Here is a 16,149-nt window from a genome sequence, read left to right as displayed (position 1 = left end):
AGAATTGGACCGGCTCCGACCGGCCCTACTCGAGGTCGTAGGTGGTCTTGCCGAACTCGGTCATGAAGTCTGATGCTACGAGGTCAACAGGGGTTGTCTCGTCGTCGAGTTCGTAAGCCATCGCGTTCGCGACGGTGCCACCCTTCTTGATGGTCTCCGTCTGCGTGTCTAGGAACTGGTCGTCAGGGAGTCCGGCGACCTCTAGGGTGTTCTCGGCGTTCGGGTTATTGTCCTGGTAGGCCTCAATGTGCCAAAGGAAGTCCATCGGGCTGACGTCTTCGTCGCTCAGGTTGGTGGTCTCGTACCAGAACGCGATGACAGGCTTGTCGCCGTACTCGTTGCCTTGGTCACCTGCGGGGATCACCTTGTGGTCAGTGATCACGATCTTCAGGTCCGAGGTTGTGAGCACTCCGTCTTCGAACGTGGGCTCGCCCGCAGCGGACTCGCCGCCGGCATCACTCTCGGAGTCCTCCTCTACGGCGGGGGTGGGCTCGCTCGCGTCCTCTGGAGCGGCGTCCGAGACCGAGCCATCCAGGTTGTAAGTGGTCTTGCCGAACTCGGTCATGAAGTCTGATGCGACGAGGTCGACGGGGGTCGTCTCGTCGTCGAGTTCATAGGCCATGGCGTTCTCGACAGTGCCGTCCTTCTTGATGTTCTCCATCTGGGTCTCCCGGAACTTGTCATCCGGGAGACTGGACACCTCCAACCGGTTTTCCGCGTTGGGGTTGTTGTCTTGGTACGCCTCGAAGTAGAAGATGAAGTCCATCGGACTGACGTCTTCGTCGGTCAGGTTGGTGGTCTCGTACCAGAACGCGAGGACCGGTTTGTCGCTGTACTCATTGCCTGGTTCACCCGCCGGGATCACTTTGTGTTCAGTGATCACGATCTTCAGGTCTGGTGTCGTCAGAACCCCATCCGCGAAGGATGAGTCTCCGTCAGCAGCTTCGTCGTCGCTCGACGAAGTATCGCTAGCGGGCTCGGCCACTGGAGCGGACGGCTCAGAGCTGGCCTGAGGTGAACTACTGCTCTCCGAGGCGGGCTCCTGTGTGACCGCCTCCGCATTGGCCTCAGCGGGAGTTTCGTCCTCCGGCGAGGATCCGCCGCACCCGCTGAGTGTGAGGGCAAGCACACACATCGCGCTCGCGAATGACCCCGTCACTTTGTTCATCTTAACCCTCGAGTCCCAAATCTATTTGCGGCACAACACATTTCGCGCTGCGTCTGTCTCTTGCTCGTGGCAGGCGTGGCGTCTGGCGGACTAGTTGTGATGGCCCTAGCGACTCGATCTGCAACGGTTGGAGACTTTAGCATGGCTCAAGATCAGGCAAAGACAAGGTAAAGAAGTGCGGGGTGCTGCTAGTGAAATGGGGCGAAAGCAGGGCCGATGAAGCCACTGCTGACGACCGCCGCGACGTCAGTGCGTCTCGACGGCCTCCCGCAACGCGGTCGCGTTGGCCCGCAGGTCACCGCGGTGCAAGGCGCCACCAATCAGCAGCACCACGTCCTGGCCAAACAGGTCCAGGATCTCGGGCACCCGCTCCAGTGTCATGCCGCCACCGGGCGTGGGCAGCGCTGACGCCAGTCCCGCTCGCTCGGCAGCACACTCGTCCCGGATCTGTGCGCACTGCTCCACCGAGAAGCCGAAGCGTCCGCCGGCATTGGGGAAGACCGCCATGTCCGCTCCCGCCAGCCGGTTGACCAGGCCCAGCAGGATGCCGTGGTCCAGCCCCTGCGCAGGGTTGACCACGTGCGAGCCCAGCATCGAGGGGTGGCTCATGATCGGCAAGCCCAGGTCGTCGTCATCGGCCAGTGCCCGCATCGTGTCGAAGCCGCTGATGCCAGGCAGGACCAGCAGCCCGCCGGCCCCCAACTCCTTCGCCTCGTGCGCCCGCTCGAAGACCTCGTGAGCCGGCACATTGAGCGAGGGCAGATAGCGCGCCGCCGTGCCCGCGCGCTCGTTGGCCTCGCGCACGGTCTCGGTGCACCGGGCCACGCGCTCGCGCCACGTCGACCACGGCTGGTCGCCCAGGGAGTGGTCGTCCTTGATCAGGTCGATGCCCGCCTCGGCGAGGACAGCTGCAGTGGCAGCGAGCTCGTCGGAGGACGAGCCCATCGGCTTCAGGGCCGTCGCCAGCAGCGGGCGCGAGGGCGCGCCAAGCAGCTCCCGCATCCCTGCGCCGCCAAACCGCGGCCCACGCAACCCCAGGTGCTCCGCCGCGGGCAACTGCACCTGGACCACCCGCACACCCTCAAAGAGGGACACATTGCCCCACAGGACATTGAGCACCTGACCCAGCCCCCCGGCATACACACCAGGAGCAAACGAGATGACCACGCCGTCCTCGTCCTGGCTCTCGACCCGGCCGACCACCTCCTGCTGGATCCACTCGGGCGCCAGGTCGGCGGGGAACTCGATGGTCTGCTCGACCCGGATCGCCTCGGCGACCGCCGCGACGTCGCCGGCGACGGCATAGCGGACATAGAGCCGCGTGGGATCCGCCCCGAGCTCGCTCACAGCGCCTCCGCCTTGGCCGAGCTGTGCACGTCGGCGACCCGCAGCTCGGTCAGGTCTTCGGAGGTGATGGCCAGATCCTGACCGACCAGTCCCTCGACCGCGCGCACCAGGGCCGCAGCGTCCAGGCCATACTCCGCCAGCAGGTGCCCCTGCGACGCGCCGTGGGCATAGGTGTCGTCGAGCCCGAGCCGCACCAGCCGGTTGCCGATGCCCGCGTCCGCCATCACCTCGGCGACGGCCGACCCGAGCCCACCCGTGCGCAGGTGGTTCTCCATCGTGATCACCCCGCCGCCAGCAGCGGCCAGGGCATCGAGCACGGCCGGGTCGTCGAACGGCTTGAGCGTCGAGATGTGCAGGTGGCGCACCTCCACGCCCCGCTCGCGCACGGCCGGCAGCGCGCGCATGGCCTCCTCGGTGCAGATCCCCTCGGTGAGCACCAGGACATGATCACTGCCGTATGCCGAGTGGTCGGGTCCCAGCTCCCGGGCGCGGCTGAGCGCGAAGGGCTCGGACTGCGGGAACAGCCGGGGCATCTCGCCGCGCAGCATCCGGACATAGACCGGGCCGGGCTGCTCGTGGATGACGTCCAGGACGCTCTCCACCTCGGTGGCGTCGCCGGTGCTCAGGATGGTCAGGTTGGGCACCGAGCGCAGCACCGCGAGGTCGTCGATCGCCTGGTGCGTGACGCCGCCGGGGGTGGTCACGCCGGGCAGGAAGCCGATGAGCCGGACCGGCAGGGCGGGATAGGCCACGGACATCAGCAGCTGATCGAGCGGGCGGCGATAGAGGAAGACCGCAAAGGTGTGCAGCCACGGCTCGAAGCCCTCGCGGGCCAGGCCAGCGGCGAAGCCCATCATGTTCTGCTCGGCCATGCCCATCGAGAAATAGCGCTCGGGATAGGTGTCGCGCCACGGCCCGACCTCGCACGAGTTGGTGAGGTCGGCGGTGAGGACGAGCACCTCGGGCTTGTCCGCGCTCCAGTCGATGAAGTTCTGCAGGTGGGGGCGGCGGACCAGCTCGCCGGGGGCGGGCTGGTCTCCGGTCACGGGTGTCTGCTGGGTCATCACAGGCTCCTTCCGGCCAGCTCGGCATAGGCGTCGGCATATTTCGCCCGCTCGTCCTCGCTGGTGAATCGCAGATAGTGCAGGACGGGGCGGCGCTCCTCCAGCAGTGGCAGGCCGCGCGCGGGGTCGGTGTAGGCGAGCACGAAGTGCGGCTTGTCGCTCTCCCGATCCATGGCCTGGGTCAGGGCGGTCAGGTCGTGGCCGTCGACCACGTCCACGCTCGCGCCGAACGCCCGCAGCCGGTCGGCGACCGGCTCGATGCGCATGACGTCCTCCATCGGGCCGTCGCACTGGGCCTGGTTGACGTCGACGATCACGCGCACGCCGCTGACGTGGTGGTGGGCCAGGGCCTGCACGGCCTCCCAGGTCTGCCCCTCCTGGAACTCGCCGTCGGACAGGAAGACCCAGGTGCGGCCGGTGTCACCCTTGAGCTTGCGGGCCAGCGCGATGCCGCCCGCCTGTGACAGGGCCTGGGACAGGGAGCCGGTGGTGGTCTCGAAGCCGGGGGAGTGCTCGGCGCCGATCATCTCGACGGTGCTGCCATCGGCGTTGAACTGCTCCAGGGCGTGCTCGGCCAGCCGACCGGTCTCGATGAGGGCGGCATAGACCACGAGGGCGTAGTGCGCCGGCGAGATGATGAAGCGATCGGCTCCGGGGGAGGCCGGTCCGTGCACGACGGCACCGGAGATCGGGTCGAGCCCGGGTGCCGGGACCTGCGTGAACGGTGGAGGCTCATAGGGGGCCTCGACCTCCGCGAGGCGGATGGCCCCGCCATAGCAGGCGGCGAGCAGTTCGGCGGCCGAGCACGCCTGACTCATGTAGCCGCCGTTGTTCTTGACCGTGTGCTCGAGCACCCGGCGGCGGATGCCCTGGGCGATCTCGGCCATCCGATCGAGGTCTGGCTCCATCTGCGCTCACTCCTTGACGTGTGGCTCTGGTTGACGTGTGGCTCTGGCGGACGCGTGCTGCCGACGCGAGATGTCTGACAACTTCCCAAGCAGCCTACGACGAGGTCGCCGTGCTGCGGAAGGGGTCGCATCAGCATTGTCGATGCTAGGTTGTCGGACAACTGGCTTGAGTGAGACACGTTGCGTGAGAGAGGCGTCCCATGGAAAACCGGCTGAGTCCCCGTGCGCTGGAGTTGCTTGACGACCTGGTGCAGGCCTCCCGGGCACTGGGGGCAGACCCCTCGCTCGTGCTGCACGGTGGCGGCAACACCTCGGTCAAGGCGACCTGGCAGGACATCACCGGTGACGAGCTCGAGGTGCTGTTCATCAAGGGCAGCGGCCACGACCTGGCCACCATCGGGCGGGTCGGTTTTGCCCCGCTGCGCCTGGAGCGGCTCCGCCAGCTGCTGCCGCCGGTGAAGATGGGTGACCTGGAGCTCGGCAACGAACTGCGTGCCGCCAGCCTGGACGCCAAGGCCCCGAACCCCTCCGTCGAGACCCTCGTGCACGCGCTGGTCCCGCACGCCGCGGTCCTGCACTCCCACGCCGACGCGGTCCTGGCCATCACCAACACCGAGGGTGGCAGGGCGAAGGTCGAGGAGCTCTATGGCGATCGCGTCGTCATCGTGGACTACGTCATGCCCGGACCCGACCTGGGAGAGGCCTGCTTTGCCGCCTGGCAGGAGCAGGCCCACGAGGGGACCGAGGGCATCGTGGTGCTCAACCACGGGCTGTTCGCCGTGGGCGACACCCCGAGCGAGGCACTGGTCCGGCACGAGCAGATGATCGCCGAGGCCCGCGCACTGCTCGGCGAGGTGCCCGAGCACGAGGCCCAAGCCTCGGCCACCACATCCTCATCCACGTCGGCCGCGGACCAGGTGCTGGCGCTCGCGGAGCTGCGCGCCGCCATCAGCGGCGTGGCCGGCAAACCGCTGGTGATGCGCCGGCGCACCGACGGCCAGGTCTCCGCCTTCCTCACCGACCCGGTGCTGCGGGAGACGACTCAGCAGGGACCGATGACGCCCGACCACGTGCTCTACACCAAGCGCACCCCACTCATGGGCAGGGACGTGGCGGGGTTCGCCGCGGCATACGAGGACTATTTCGCTGCGCACAAGGACCGGCGTGGTCTCGAGCTGACCATGCTCGACCCAGCTCCTCGCGTGGTGCTCGATGACGAGCTCGGGATGCTCTCGCTCGGGCGCACGGCCCGCGAGACCGGGATCACCGAGGACATCTATTCGCACACCCTCGACACGATCGAGCTGGCGCAGGGGCAGGGCGGTTATGTCGCGCTGCCCGCGGGCGACATCTTCGACCTGGAGTATTGGGTGCTCGAGCAGCTGAAGCTCAAGGCCGCTGGCAAGCCCAAACCGCTCGAGGGGCAGGTGGCGCTCGTCACCGGCGCTGCCTCCGGGATCGGACGGGCCTGCGCGCAGGAGCTCATGGCCGCCGGTGCTGCGGTCGCCGGCTGGGACCTCGCAGCGGACACGGCAGACGCCTTCACCGACCAGGCCTGGCTCGGGCTGACCGTCGACGTGACCGACCCCGACCAGGTGCAGCGCGCCCTGGCGCAGACTGTCGAGCGCTTCGGCGGCGTGGACATCGTGGTGATCTCGGCGGGCATCTTCCCGCAGAGCCAGGACATCGCCGACCTGACGGCCGACCAGTGGCGCAAGACGATGGCCGTCAACGTCGACTCTGTCGCCGCCCTCTTCAGCGCGGTGCACCCGCTGCTGGCGCTCGCACCCTCCGGTGCGCGGGTGGCCGTCGTGTCCTCCAAGAACGTGCCGGCTCCCGGCAAGGGCGCAGCGGCCTACTCCACCTCCAAGGCCGCCCTGACCCAACTGTGCCGGGTGGCGGCGTTGGAGTGGGCGCCGGACGGGATCCGCGTCAACACGGTGCACCCCGACGCCGTCTTTGATACCGGGCTGTGGACCCCGGAACTGTTGGCCAGCCGGGCCGAGCACTACGGGATGTCGGTGGAGGACTACAAGAGGCGCAACCTGCTGAGCGCAGAGGTGACGAGCCGTGACGTCGCGCGGATGGTGCGCGCCATGGTGGATGACACCTTCGCGTGCACCACGGGCGCACAGGTGGCCGTCGACGGTGGGAGCGAGCGGACGCTCTGAACGCACAGTCTGAGTGCACCGATGACTTCTCGGTCACCGACGCGGTCGATGATGGGCAGAGCCGCCCCACGAGAGGATCACCCACCATGTCATTCCAGGCCTACCTCGATGCCGCTGAGGCGAAGACCGGTCGCACACCGCAAGAGCTCGTCGATCTCGCGCACGCCGAGGGTTTCGGTCCGGACACCAAGGCTGGCCCCATCCTGGAGTGGCTGAAGGCCGAGTTCGATCTCGGTCGTGGCCACGGCATGGCGCTGGTGCACGTGATCAAGAACGGCCCCGGCATCAACGACAAGCACGTCGGGACGACCGGGGCGCACCGGGATGAGTCTGCGGTGCTGCGACTGGACGGGGTCGTGGTCCGCAGCCAAGAGGCCTGAGCCGCGAGAGGGTGCCGGGTCGCGACCGCGCATGGTGGGGACACGGGTGGGTGAGTCCTGTGGTGACTCAGTCACCCGTGGGCCCCTACTGCCGATCCTGCGGCCGCGCGGCGTCGCCCTGGGCTGAGAGTCGTCACGCGCGCGCAGCGTCGCGCCGCGCCCGTCGACGCAACGGTGACCACCGAGCAGGGAACGAGCGCACTGTCTGAGCCACGCGGCATACTGACTGGGGGCGGTCGCGAGAGTGGGTGACGACGTGCTGGACTTCAGTGGAGGCCCGGTCGAGGGGGACCTCGGCGTGCAGTGGGTCCACGGATCGCGGTCGACGGGTCGCGCCGACCCACTGCTGCAGGTGCACCACTATGACGAGCACACGGTCATCCTGCGGCAGAGCAAGGACGTCACATTCGAGGCACCCTTCCTGTTCCTTTCAGCCTGGTTGGACAAGCACCCGCGCGATGGCCATTCCGACAGTGACTGTGAGTTGGTGGTGGCGCACAGCCACGCCCACGGTGACCATGTGGCCGGTGATGCCCAGCTCGCCGAGCGTCCGCACACCACGGTGATCGGGAAGGAACTGGAGGAGGTCGGTGGCGATCTTCGACCCGTGGACGGGGTTCCTGCTCACGGGCGACACGGTCTATCCGGGGCGGCTCTATGGGTTCGACCTGCCCGCGCTCACGGCGAGCTTGGAGCGGCTGGTGGATTTTGCCGACGCTCGGCCCGTCACCCATGTGATGGGGTGACACATCGAGATGTCTGGTGAGCCGGGCAGGGACTATCCGATGGGCGCGACCTATCAGCCCGATGAGCCGCCGCTGCAGATGACCATGGACCAGTAGTCCGGGTGGACGCTCCGGATTACGTCCTCACCTGTTCCACTTCGCCCACGTGTTCCCTCTCCTGGAACACCACCGAATGCGGACGCGGTCAAACACCCGGCGAGACCACAGGAATCTGCCTAGTAGGAAGGCCGGACTCTGCCGAGTTGAGGTCGCACGAGCCGCCTCAGTTCTTGCCCGCCTTCTTGCGCTGGGCCGCGGTGTAGGCCGAGCCACGCCGGGCGGACTCGACGTCCTCGCCCCGGGCGACGGCGCCGCGCAGTGAGCTCAGCGACGCGGAGTAGGCCTCCATTGCCGACCCGGCTGCCGCGGGGGCATAGGTCAGGGCAGAGTCGGCACGCACGCCCAGGTTGGCGCCGACCTCGATGGCGTCCTGGTTGGCGCCGAGATAGTGGAAGACCCAGTTGTAGGTCTGCTCCTGCGTCTCGATCAGGGTCTTGATGCCAGCGTGGGTCCACTCCTGCGAGCTGTTCTCGTGCCCGTCGGTCATGATGCCGACGATCACCAGGCCGGGCCGCTGGTCCTCGGGGAGGTCGGCGAGGAACTGCCCGGTCTCGGTGACCAGTCGTCCGATCGAGTCCAGCAGGGCGGTCATGCCGCGCGGGTGCAGCGACAGCGGTTCGACCTTGGCCAGGTCCTTGCCGGCATAGCGCACGACATAGTCGCCGGGGCTGGAGAAGTCGGCCAGGGTGACGGTGCAGCGGCCGGGCTCCTTGCGCTGCTCGGCGATGAAGGCGTCGAAGCCGCCCTCGACGTCGCTCTTGATGCCGGCCATTGAGCCGGAGGCGTCGAGCAGGAAGGCCAGGTGGGTGTAGTTCGGGTCAGTCACGGTTGTTCCCCTTGGTGGTGCGTCGGACGAACCGCATCGGTTCGTCCTGGTGGTGGTCGGCCCGGGCGAGCGTGATCCCCTCGGCGTCGACCCGGCCCTGTCTGCTGTATGCCGAGAGCGTGGCCGAGCGTGCCAGGCGCGGCGAGACGCTGTTGGGGGCGATGCCTGCGAGCGCAGCGACCTGGCGCACCGAGGTGCCCTCGTGGGTCACGGCCTGAGCCATCGCCTCATCCAGCGCCGACTGGACGACGTCCCGTGCCCGAGTCAGCGAGGTCACCGCGACGGTGGGGGAGGTCAGGTCAACCTCGCCCAGGGCGGTGACGGCCTCGGTGTAGCGGGTGGTCAGTTCGTCGCTCATGACATGAGTGTATGTGCAGAATCTGCACACGCGCAATAGTTGCGCACCTATCTTGAGGGATCAACCCCGGCCTGCTTAAGGGTCCTCATCGCGTGCTGGGCGATCCGGTCATACGCGTCTGGATCGTGACCCAGCTCCTTGCGCACGCTCCAGCGGCCCATGCACAGGAGCGTGAAGGCACCCTCCACATCGTCGGTCCTTTCGGCAAGCTCGATGCCGCGGTTGTACCATCCCACGGCTCTCTGCGGGTCGTGCTCGTGCCAGATCTCGCCTAGCACGGAGTAGGCGGGTAGCTCTTCCATCCGACTCTTGCGCAGCACGTTGTCCAGGTTGGCGGCGTCAGCGAGGCGCCTTTGGGCAAGGTAGACGCCCACCAGAAAGCAGCGCGGGTCCATCGCGTCGCTGCGCGACGGTGTGCGGGCCGCCAAGGTCAAGGCATGCTCGGCTCTGGTCAAGTCACCGCCGTCGCGAAAATACTGACCGGCCAGCGCGTGCAGCGTGCTCTGGTCAATCTCATCGCCCGGTTGAGATTCCTCGGCCATGACCAAGAGTCGCTCAGCCAATTCCAGCAACTCTTCGGGTGCAGCGTCGTCGTAGGTCCGCTCGAGATCGAGCACGTGGTCGTGGGTCAGCGGTTGTCGCATAGTCGTGACGGTAGGGCAGCCCACTGACGGAGGAGATCATGCCGGAGTCGGAGCCCGCTCCCACGACTGCAGCTCCCATGGGCTAACTGAAGGATGAGTGCTGCCGCGTTGCCTCTGACAGAGTGTTTGACGTGCAGTGTCTGCTGCAGCCCCGCATCGAAGGAGCACCATGGAACCGCCCGACGACCCCTTGCTCTTTGCCCAAGGCGTCTTGGCCGCGCAGCCGTTCAGTGAGCTGATCGGAGCGCGCATCACCGAGTTCGGCTCCGGCGTCGCAACCATCGAAGTGCCGATCCGAGACGACCTTTGCCAGCAGTTCGGCTTTGTCCACGGGGGAGTCTGGGCGTATGCCGCGGACAACGCGATCACCTTTGCCGCCGGCAGCGTGCTCGGGCCCAAGGTGCTGACGGCCGGAGTGTCGATCGACTATCTGCGCCCTGCTCGAGAGGGCGTCCTGACCGTCACCGCCCAGGTGGTGCACTCCAGTCGCCGTCTGGCCGTGTGTCGGGCCGACCTGCGCGTGGCCGGCGACTCTCGCCTGTGTGCCGTCGCCCACGGGCGCGTGAATGTGGCCGATCCAGGCCGACGCGACGAGTCGGCTGATAAGTCGCCGAAGCCGGCTTAGCCATCTGGCTAGTCATGGTTTAGCCATTCGACTCCGCAAAGTCTGACCGCCAGCGTGCCATCCATGCTGTTTGACTCGATTCATGGAGCCCAGCAACCAGAGCACGCATCACCCATCCGCCGCGGAAGATATCTTCCCGATCGCAGGGTTGACGCAACCGGTGGAGATCCTGGTGGACCGGTGGGGCGTCCCGCACATCTACGCGCAGAGCACCTACGACGCGTTCCGCGCGCAGGGCTTCAATGCCGCCCGCGATCGGTTGTGGCAAATCGACTTCTGGCGACGACGCGGCCTCGGACAACTCTCTGAAGTCTTCGGTCCCGAGCATGTGGAGCGGGACCGAGCGGCTCGGCTATTCCTCTTCCGAGGCGATATGCACGCGGAGTGGCTGGCCTACGGCTCGGACACCAAGCGCGCTGCGACCGCTTTCGTGGAAGGCATCAACTCGTTCGTGGAGCTGACGCGATCCGATCCGAGCCTGCTGCCTGTCGAGTTCCACGAGTTGGGCTATGAGCCGGCCCTGTGGGATCCGGAGGATGTCGCGCGGATCCGCAGCCACGGCCTGTTCTACAACCTCCGGGAGGAGGTCGCCCGTGCATTGACCATCCGTGACTTCGGCCCAGAGGTCGAGGAGTTGCGCCGCACACGGGAACCCGCACGGCCGCTCCAGGTCCCCGACGGGTTGGACCTGAGCGTGATCCCGGACGACGTCCTCGCGGTCTACGATCTCGCCACCACCCCTCCCGCTTTCGGGCCAGTTGACCCGACCGCTGCACAGGGCAAGGTGCTGCCAGAAGGCAGCAACAACTGGGTGCTGGCCGGGCAGCGCACCGCCTCGGGGCGACCGCTGCTGGCTAATGACCCGCACCGGGCGGCCGCGGCCCTGCCCGGGCTGCGCTACCTGTCCCACCTCAGCGCCCCCGGCTTCGATGTCATCGGTGGCGGCGAGCCTGGACTGCCCGGCATCAGCATCGGCCACAACGGACAGATCGCCTTCGGACTGACGATCTTCGCCATCGACCAGGAGGACCTCTACGTCTATGAGCTGAACCCGGACAACCCGCTCGAGTACCGCTACCAGGATCGATGGGAGCCGATGACGGTGGTGGGCGACTCCGTCGAGGTGGGCGGCGGCGACAGCGAGTCGATCGAGTTGCTCTTCACCCGGCACGGACCAGTCATCTACCGCGACCAGGAGGCTGGGACCGCCTTCGCGGTGCGCGCGGCCTGGCTGCAACCCGGGATGGCCCCCTACCTGGGCAGCATGGACTACATGCGAGCCCGCGACTGGGACGAGTTCCTCGCTGCCATGAACCGATGGGGCGCGCCGCCGGAGAACCAGGTCTATGCCGACACCCAGGGGAACATCGGCTGGAAAACCGGTGGGTTGACCCCCATTCGCCCAAACTGGGACGGCACCCTGCCAGTGCCCGGCGACGGTCGATACGAGTGGGATGGGTTCTACGACATGGACCAGTTGCCCGGTGTCGCCAACCCCGAGGGTGGGTGGGTGGCCACCGCCAACGAGATGAACCTGCCAGAGGACTTTCCAGAGGACCGGCACATCACCTACGACTGGTATGCGCCCTATCGCCGGCACCGCTTGGACAATGTCCTGAGCCAGACGACTGATGCCACGCCAGAACGGATGTCGTTGCTGCAGAACGACTTCGTGAGCATCCCTGCCCAGAGGATCCTGGCGGCCGTGCGTGACCTGCCGATCGAGAATGCCGGTGCCGTTGACGGACTGGCAGCCCTGTTGGCCTGGGACGGCGACCTCCGCGCGGAATCCTGGCCGGGCCTGCTCTTTGAGGTGTGGTTTCGGCGTCACCTGCGCCCAGCCGTGCTGGCGCGCGCCGTCGCGCAGGTCACCGACGGCGACCCACAGCACGTCCTGGCCCGGATTGCTAACAAGGAGGACTTGCTGGCGGATGCGCGCGTCGAACTGCGTCTGATCGAGACGCCTGGCAAGGAGCTCGGCCCCGATCCAGAACAGTTCTTGGCCGAGGCCGTGGTGCAGACCATTCCGGCCGCCGTCGCCGACATCGAGCAGTTGCTCGGATCGGACCGGGACAGTTGGACTTGGGGAGCCCTGCACGTGAGCAAGGCCGCGCACCCGCTGAAGGCGCGTCTTACCGGAGTGGAGGACCGGCTGCTCGAGGTCGGCCCCCTGCCCAGGGGAGGCAGTGGCGACACAGCCGGCAACACGGCATACGGACCGAACTTCGTCCAGTCCGCCGGGTCAACCTTCCGGCTTGTTGTTGACGTGGGCGAATGGGACTCCTCGCTGGCGATGAACGCCCCGGGCCAATCCGGCAATCTGCGGGACTCCCACTACACCGACCTGTTCGAGCCATGGGCTGCCGGGGAGGCCTTCCCGCTGCTCTACTCGCGGGACAAGGTCGAGGAGGCGACAGAACGACGAATCCGGCTGACCCCGCGCACTGACTAACCACAACACATCACGAATCACCCCGCAAGGAAAGGAACCTGATGGGACACCTGCAACTGCCTGAGGGCAAGAAGATCGCGGTCAACCTGGGCACCGACTTTGACGCCCAGTCACTCTGGCTCGGCGGATTCAACCGTCCAAGCCCCTCCTTCATGTCACGCGGCGAGTACGGTGCCGAGGTCGGCGTCCCGCGACTCCTCGAGCTCTACGATCGCTTCGATGTCAAGACCACGTGGTTCACCCCGGGACACACCGTCGACACCTTCTCCGACTGGTGCAAGAAGGTGCAGGATGCGGGGCACGAATTCGGCCACCACGGCTACTACCACGAGGTGCCGCCGGGCATCACGGTCGAGACCGAGCGTCGGCTCATGGAGTTGGCGTTCACCTCATTCGACAAGGTGCTCGGAGTGCGGCCGGTCGGCTACCGGTCGCCGTACTGGGACTACAGCGACAACACCCTCGACCTGGTCGAGGAGTTTGGGTTCACCTATGACAGCAGCCTGATGGCTCGTGACCTCGTTCCTTACCACCCCCGTCGGTGGCAGGTGAACTGGGAGAAGGGCAACGTGCCGGGGAAGGCAAGCCAAGTGCTGGAGGTGCCGGTCAACTGGTACCTCGATGACTTTCCACCGCTCGGCTACACCGGGGCCCAGACTGGGATGCAGGACACGGAGACCATCCTGCGCCGCTGGCAGGACATCTTCGACTACGCCTACGAGCGGGTGGACAACGCCGTCTTCGCGTCTTGTGTGCACCCACAGATCATCGGGCAGCCGCACCACATGCTGTGGTACGAGCGGCTGATCGAGCACATGGCTGGAAAGGACGGTGTCTGGTTCGCCACCCTTGAGGAGATCGTCGCGACGTGGGTCGACGACGAGGACGACAAGGCGATGATGGCAGCGGAAGACATCCGTGGCGTGGAAGAGGCACCGGCCGACTCCAGTTGGGTTCGCGCGCAGGCCTGACCATCGTCAGAGGGGCCGGCACCGCGACCTAGACTTGGTCGTGGTGCCGGCCGGCTATCGACACTCGGAAGGACCACCATGGCGATGGACCCCGCAGCCCGCATCTACTGGGCAGACGGAGCGGGTTCCCGCGCGGTCTTCACGAGCCTCCAGGCAGTGCTACAGGAACTGCGGACACCGTTCTTGGGCGACCGTGCCGTCGCGCTCTACCGCCCAACCGGCATGTCACCTTCGCACGGATACTTCGTCCTGTCCGACAGTTGTGATGTCGAGGGTCCGGCCGCCATGGGCAACGAGCGCCTGGTGCTGAATCAGCGACTCGACCTTGATCAGCCGCGCACAGTCTCGGGGCTGTCTGCGACCTCAACACTACGACCGTTCACTCTCGTCCTCGACAGTGCAGTGTCGATCCCCTGGCAGGACCCGTACGGGCGCGGAGTCGCACTGATCGGCGTTCAAGACGCCAACTCGGCCATGCCCGATCTGTCCGATCAGTTGCACCGTGCCGAGATCGGGCGTCTGGTCGAGACGCTCAACGCCTCACGACTGCAGGGCACTCTTGCGCTGCAACGCAATCTGGGTGACGCGGTCCGTGCCGTGCTGGATAGTGGACCGACGGGTGTCGGCCGGATGGGGCGGCTGACCTCCCTCGTCGCCTCGGCCCGGGAGATATTCGGCTCCGACACCGCCTACCTGGCGCTGCCGGAGGAGTCGGAAACGACCAAGTACTACTTCGCCTCGATGGCCAACGTCAACACACCGCAGTTCCGGCAGTTGCGGATGCGCTTTGAGCAGGGGCTGGGTGGGCTGGCCCGCAGCGAGGGCAAGGTTGTGCGGACGTTGCGTTACGCCGACGACGACCGACTCAAGGCCCCTCCGGTCAGCGAGACGCTGGTGGAGGGGATTTCCTCGGCGATGGCCGCACCGCTCTTCAGCGGTGGTGCTGTGCGAGGCGTGATCTATATCGGCAACCGAACCCCGACCCCTTTCAGTGAAACCGACGAGCGCGTTCTGGAGGAGTTTGCCGAGTACCTCGGGTTGCTCATGGGGGAGCCTCACTACCAGGACGCGGTGCGCGAGTCCCAATCGACGCGGCTGCGTGAGGACTTCGCGCACGCGATCCATGACTCAGTCGTCCGGTCGCTCGTGCAGATTGGCTTCACCGCCGAGCAGGCATCGGCCTCTGCTCAGCACGAGGCCACAAGCCAGTCGATCGCCCAGATTCAGGTGGCAGCGGAGGAAGCCCTGACCACGCTCAGGGAGGAACTGAGCGGTCTGATCCTGCACCCATCCACCGGCGTCACCGAGCTTGGTGCGGTGGTGGAGCAAATTACTGATGTCCCGCTGAGACCTGGCGCGGAGCGCAACATCTACCTGAGCCCGGTGATCGAGCACGAGACTTTGCCACACAATGTCGCGGAGGTGCTCGTCCAGGTGGGCGTCGAGGCGCTGACGAACTCGCTGAGACACGCAGCTGCTCAAACCGAGCGGGTGGAGATCATCAGCGGACCAGACACAGTGGAACTGCTGATCAGTGATGACGGCCATGGCTCGGCCCAGTTGCAGGGGGCACTCGAAGGCCTCGTCCGCGGTGGTCACTTCGGGTTGTCGTCGATGTTTCGCCGGGCCAGCTCGGTTAATGGTCACCTGGACGTCACGTCCAGCCCCGATGCGGGCACCACGGTGCATCTGCGCGTGCCCAGGACGTGGTGAAGTGACCCCTCCCATCCGGTTCTGCGTTGTCGATGACCATGACATCGTGCTCCTCGGACTCGAAGCTATGGCCTCACGGGAACCGGACCTCGAGTTCTGTGGCGGGGCCTCTCAAGCAGGCGAGGCCGCTGACCTACTGCGTCGCGAACAACCAGAGATCCTGCTCTTGGACCTGCGCTTGGACGGGGAGAACAGCATCCCACTCTGTGCCGAGCTGCATTCTGAGTTCCCGGAAGTCTCGATCGTGATGTTCACCGCTTTCGGCAACGAGGACCTTCTGGCGGCCGCGATCAGGGCGGGAGCGGTCGGCTATATCCTCAAGGACTCCAGCACTGCTGGCCTGCCTGACCGGTTGCGCACCATCCGCTGCGACGGGTCCCATTTCGATCCCAGGATCGCGAGTCAGGCACTTCTGACTGCGATGGGGTCGGCGGCACCGCAGACACTCAGCGATCGCGAACTAGCGATCGTCCGATTTATCGCCGAGGGATACGACAACCACGAGATCGCAGCAGAGGTGCACGTCAGCGTGCACACGGTCAAGTTTCACGTCGGAGCCCTTCTGCGGCGTTACGAGGTGAAGCGGCGGAGCGAGCTCGTGCGAGTCTTGATGGAGCGCCAATTGCTCTGACAGCCACCCTTGGGCGCTGCGCCACGCAGCGTGGCGAGCGCGATTT

Annotated in this window: 15 protein-coding genes; 8 read left to right on the top strand and 7 right to left on the bottom strand. The window is 66.5% G+C overall.

All coding sequences use genetic code 11. The annotated features are described in order from the left end of the window. Positions 1-25: 25 nt before the first annotated feature. The 4 genes from NF556_RS16135 to NF556_RS16120 form a co-directional block, all read right to left on the bottom strand. Positions 26-1,168: a DUF5067 domain-containing protein gene (locus NF556_RS16135; protein WP_252592046.1), complete on the bottom strand. Its 1,143-nt coding sequence runs from the start codon at positions 1,166-1,168 to the stop codon at positions 26-28. A 246-nt stretch (positions 1,169-1,414) separates the two neighbouring features. Beyond that, positions 1,415-2,515 (bottom strand): RuBisCO large subunit C-terminal-like domain-containing protein, encoded by a 1,101-nt coding sequence (locus NF556_RS16130; protein ID WP_252592045.1) that lies wholly within the window; start codon positions 2,513-2,515, stop codon positions 1,415-1,417. After that, the gene (locus NF556_RS16125; protein WP_252592044.1) at positions 2,512-3,579 is read right to left on the bottom strand and encodes a transketolase family protein; all 1,068 of its coding nucleotides are present in this window, start codon (positions 3,577-3,579) and stop codon (positions 2,512-2,514) included. Before NF556_RS16125 ends, NF556_RS16130 begins: the two co-directional genes overlap by 4 nt. Next, complete coding sequence (locus NF556_RS16120; protein WP_252592043.1) at positions 3,579-4,487, bottom strand: transketolase; 909 nt, start codon at positions 4,485-4,487, stop codon at positions 3,579-3,581. The genes NF556_RS16125 and NF556_RS16120 overlap by 1 nt, the downstream gene beginning before the upstream one ends. Before the next feature lie 200 nt (positions 4,488-4,687). Between NF556_RS16120 and NF556_RS16115 the strand changes: the two genes are divergently transcribed. The 3 genes from NF556_RS16115 to NF556_RS16105 all read left to right on the top strand — a co-directional run bounded on the left by NF556_RS16115 (position 4,688) and on the right by NF556_RS16105 (position 7,784). Further along, positions 4,688-6,658, top strand: a complete 1,971-nt coding sequence (locus tag NF556_RS16115) for a bifunctional aldolase/short-chain dehydrogenase (protein ID WP_252592042.1) — start codon at positions 4,688-4,690, stop codon at positions 6,656-6,658. A gap of 86 nt (positions 6,659-6,744) precedes the next feature. Further along, positions 6,745-7,038 carry a DUF4287 domain-containing protein gene (locus tag NF556_RS16110; RefSeq protein WP_252592041.1) on the top strand — a complete coding sequence of 98 codons (294 nt, stop codon included), beginning with the start codon at positions 6,745-6,747 and terminating at the stop codon, positions 7,036-7,038. Positions 7,039-7,628: 590 nt separating this feature from the next. After that, positions 7,629-7,784: an MBL fold metallo-hydrolase gene (locus NF556_RS16105; protein ID WP_252592040.1), complete on the top strand. Its 156-nt coding sequence runs from the start codon at positions 7,629-7,631 to the stop codon at positions 7,782-7,784. Between the two features lie 262 nt (positions 7,785-8,046). Here the strand turns inward: NF556_RS16105 and NF556_RS16100 are convergent, their stop codons facing one another. The 3 genes from NF556_RS16100 to NF556_RS16090 are packed head-to-tail and all read right to left on the bottom strand — an operon-like array spanning position 8,047 to position 9,711. After that, complete coding sequence (locus NF556_RS16100; RefSeq protein ID WP_252592039.1) at positions 8,047-8,709, bottom strand: vWA domain-containing protein; 663 nt, start codon at positions 8,707-8,709, stop codon at positions 8,047-8,049. After that, on the bottom strand, positions 8,702-9,067 hold the full coding sequence (locus NF556_RS16095) for a hypothetical protein (protein WP_252592038.1): 366 nt from the start codon (positions 9,065-9,067) through the stop codon (positions 8,702-8,704). The genes NF556_RS16100 and NF556_RS16095 overlap by 8 nt, the downstream gene beginning before the upstream one ends. A gap of 47 nt (positions 9,068-9,114) precedes the next feature. Further along, positions 9,115-9,711 carry a tetratricopeptide repeat protein gene (locus NF556_RS16090; RefSeq protein ID WP_252592037.1) on the bottom strand — a complete coding sequence of 199 codons (597 nt, stop codon included), beginning with the start codon at positions 9,709-9,711 and terminating at the stop codon, positions 9,115-9,117. A 169-nt stretch (positions 9,712-9,880) separates the two neighbouring features. Between NF556_RS16090 and NF556_RS16085 the strand changes: the two genes are divergently transcribed. The 5 genes from NF556_RS16085 to NF556_RS16065 all read left to right on the top strand — a co-directional run bounded on the left by NF556_RS16085 (position 9,881) and on the right by NF556_RS16065 (position 16,103). Continuing rightward, positions 9,881-10,336, top strand: coding sequence for a PaaI family thioesterase (locus tag NF556_RS16085; RefSeq protein WP_252592036.1), 456 nt, complete (start codon positions 9,881-9,883; stop codon positions 10,334-10,336). 82 nt (positions 10,337-10,418) lie between these two features. After that, complete coding sequence (locus tag NF556_RS16080; RefSeq protein WP_252592035.1) at positions 10,419-12,788, top strand: penicillin acylase family protein; 2,370 nt, start codon at positions 10,419-10,421, stop codon at positions 12,786-12,788. 41 nt (positions 12,789-12,829) lie between these two features. Further along, complete coding sequence (locus NF556_RS16075; RefSeq protein ID WP_252592034.1) at positions 12,830-13,759, top strand: polysaccharide deacetylase family protein; 930 nt, start codon at positions 12,830-12,832, stop codon at positions 13,757-13,759. 78 nt (positions 13,760-13,837) lie between these two features. Next, positions 13,838-15,472, top strand: coding sequence for a GAF domain-containing sensor histidine kinase (locus NF556_RS16070; RefSeq protein WP_252592033.1), 1,635 nt, complete (start codon positions 13,838-13,840; stop codon positions 15,470-15,472). Continuing rightward, positions 15,399-16,103: a response regulator gene (locus NF556_RS16065; protein WP_345780122.1), complete on the top strand. Its 705-nt coding sequence runs from the start codon at positions 15,399-15,401 to the stop codon at positions 16,101-16,103. Before NF556_RS16070 ends, NF556_RS16065 begins: the two co-directional genes overlap by 74 nt. The last annotated feature ends 46 nt before the right edge of the window (positions 16,104-16,149 follow it).

Source organism: Ornithinimicrobium faecis, assembly GCF_023923225.1.
GTDB classification, from domain to species: Bacteria; Actinomycetota; Actinomycetes; order Actinomycetales; family Dermatophilaceae; genus Ornithinicoccus; species Ornithinicoccus faecis.
The sequence above is the reverse complement of the archived record's forward strand: the minus strand, read 5'-3'. Positions and strand labels throughout refer to the sequence as shown.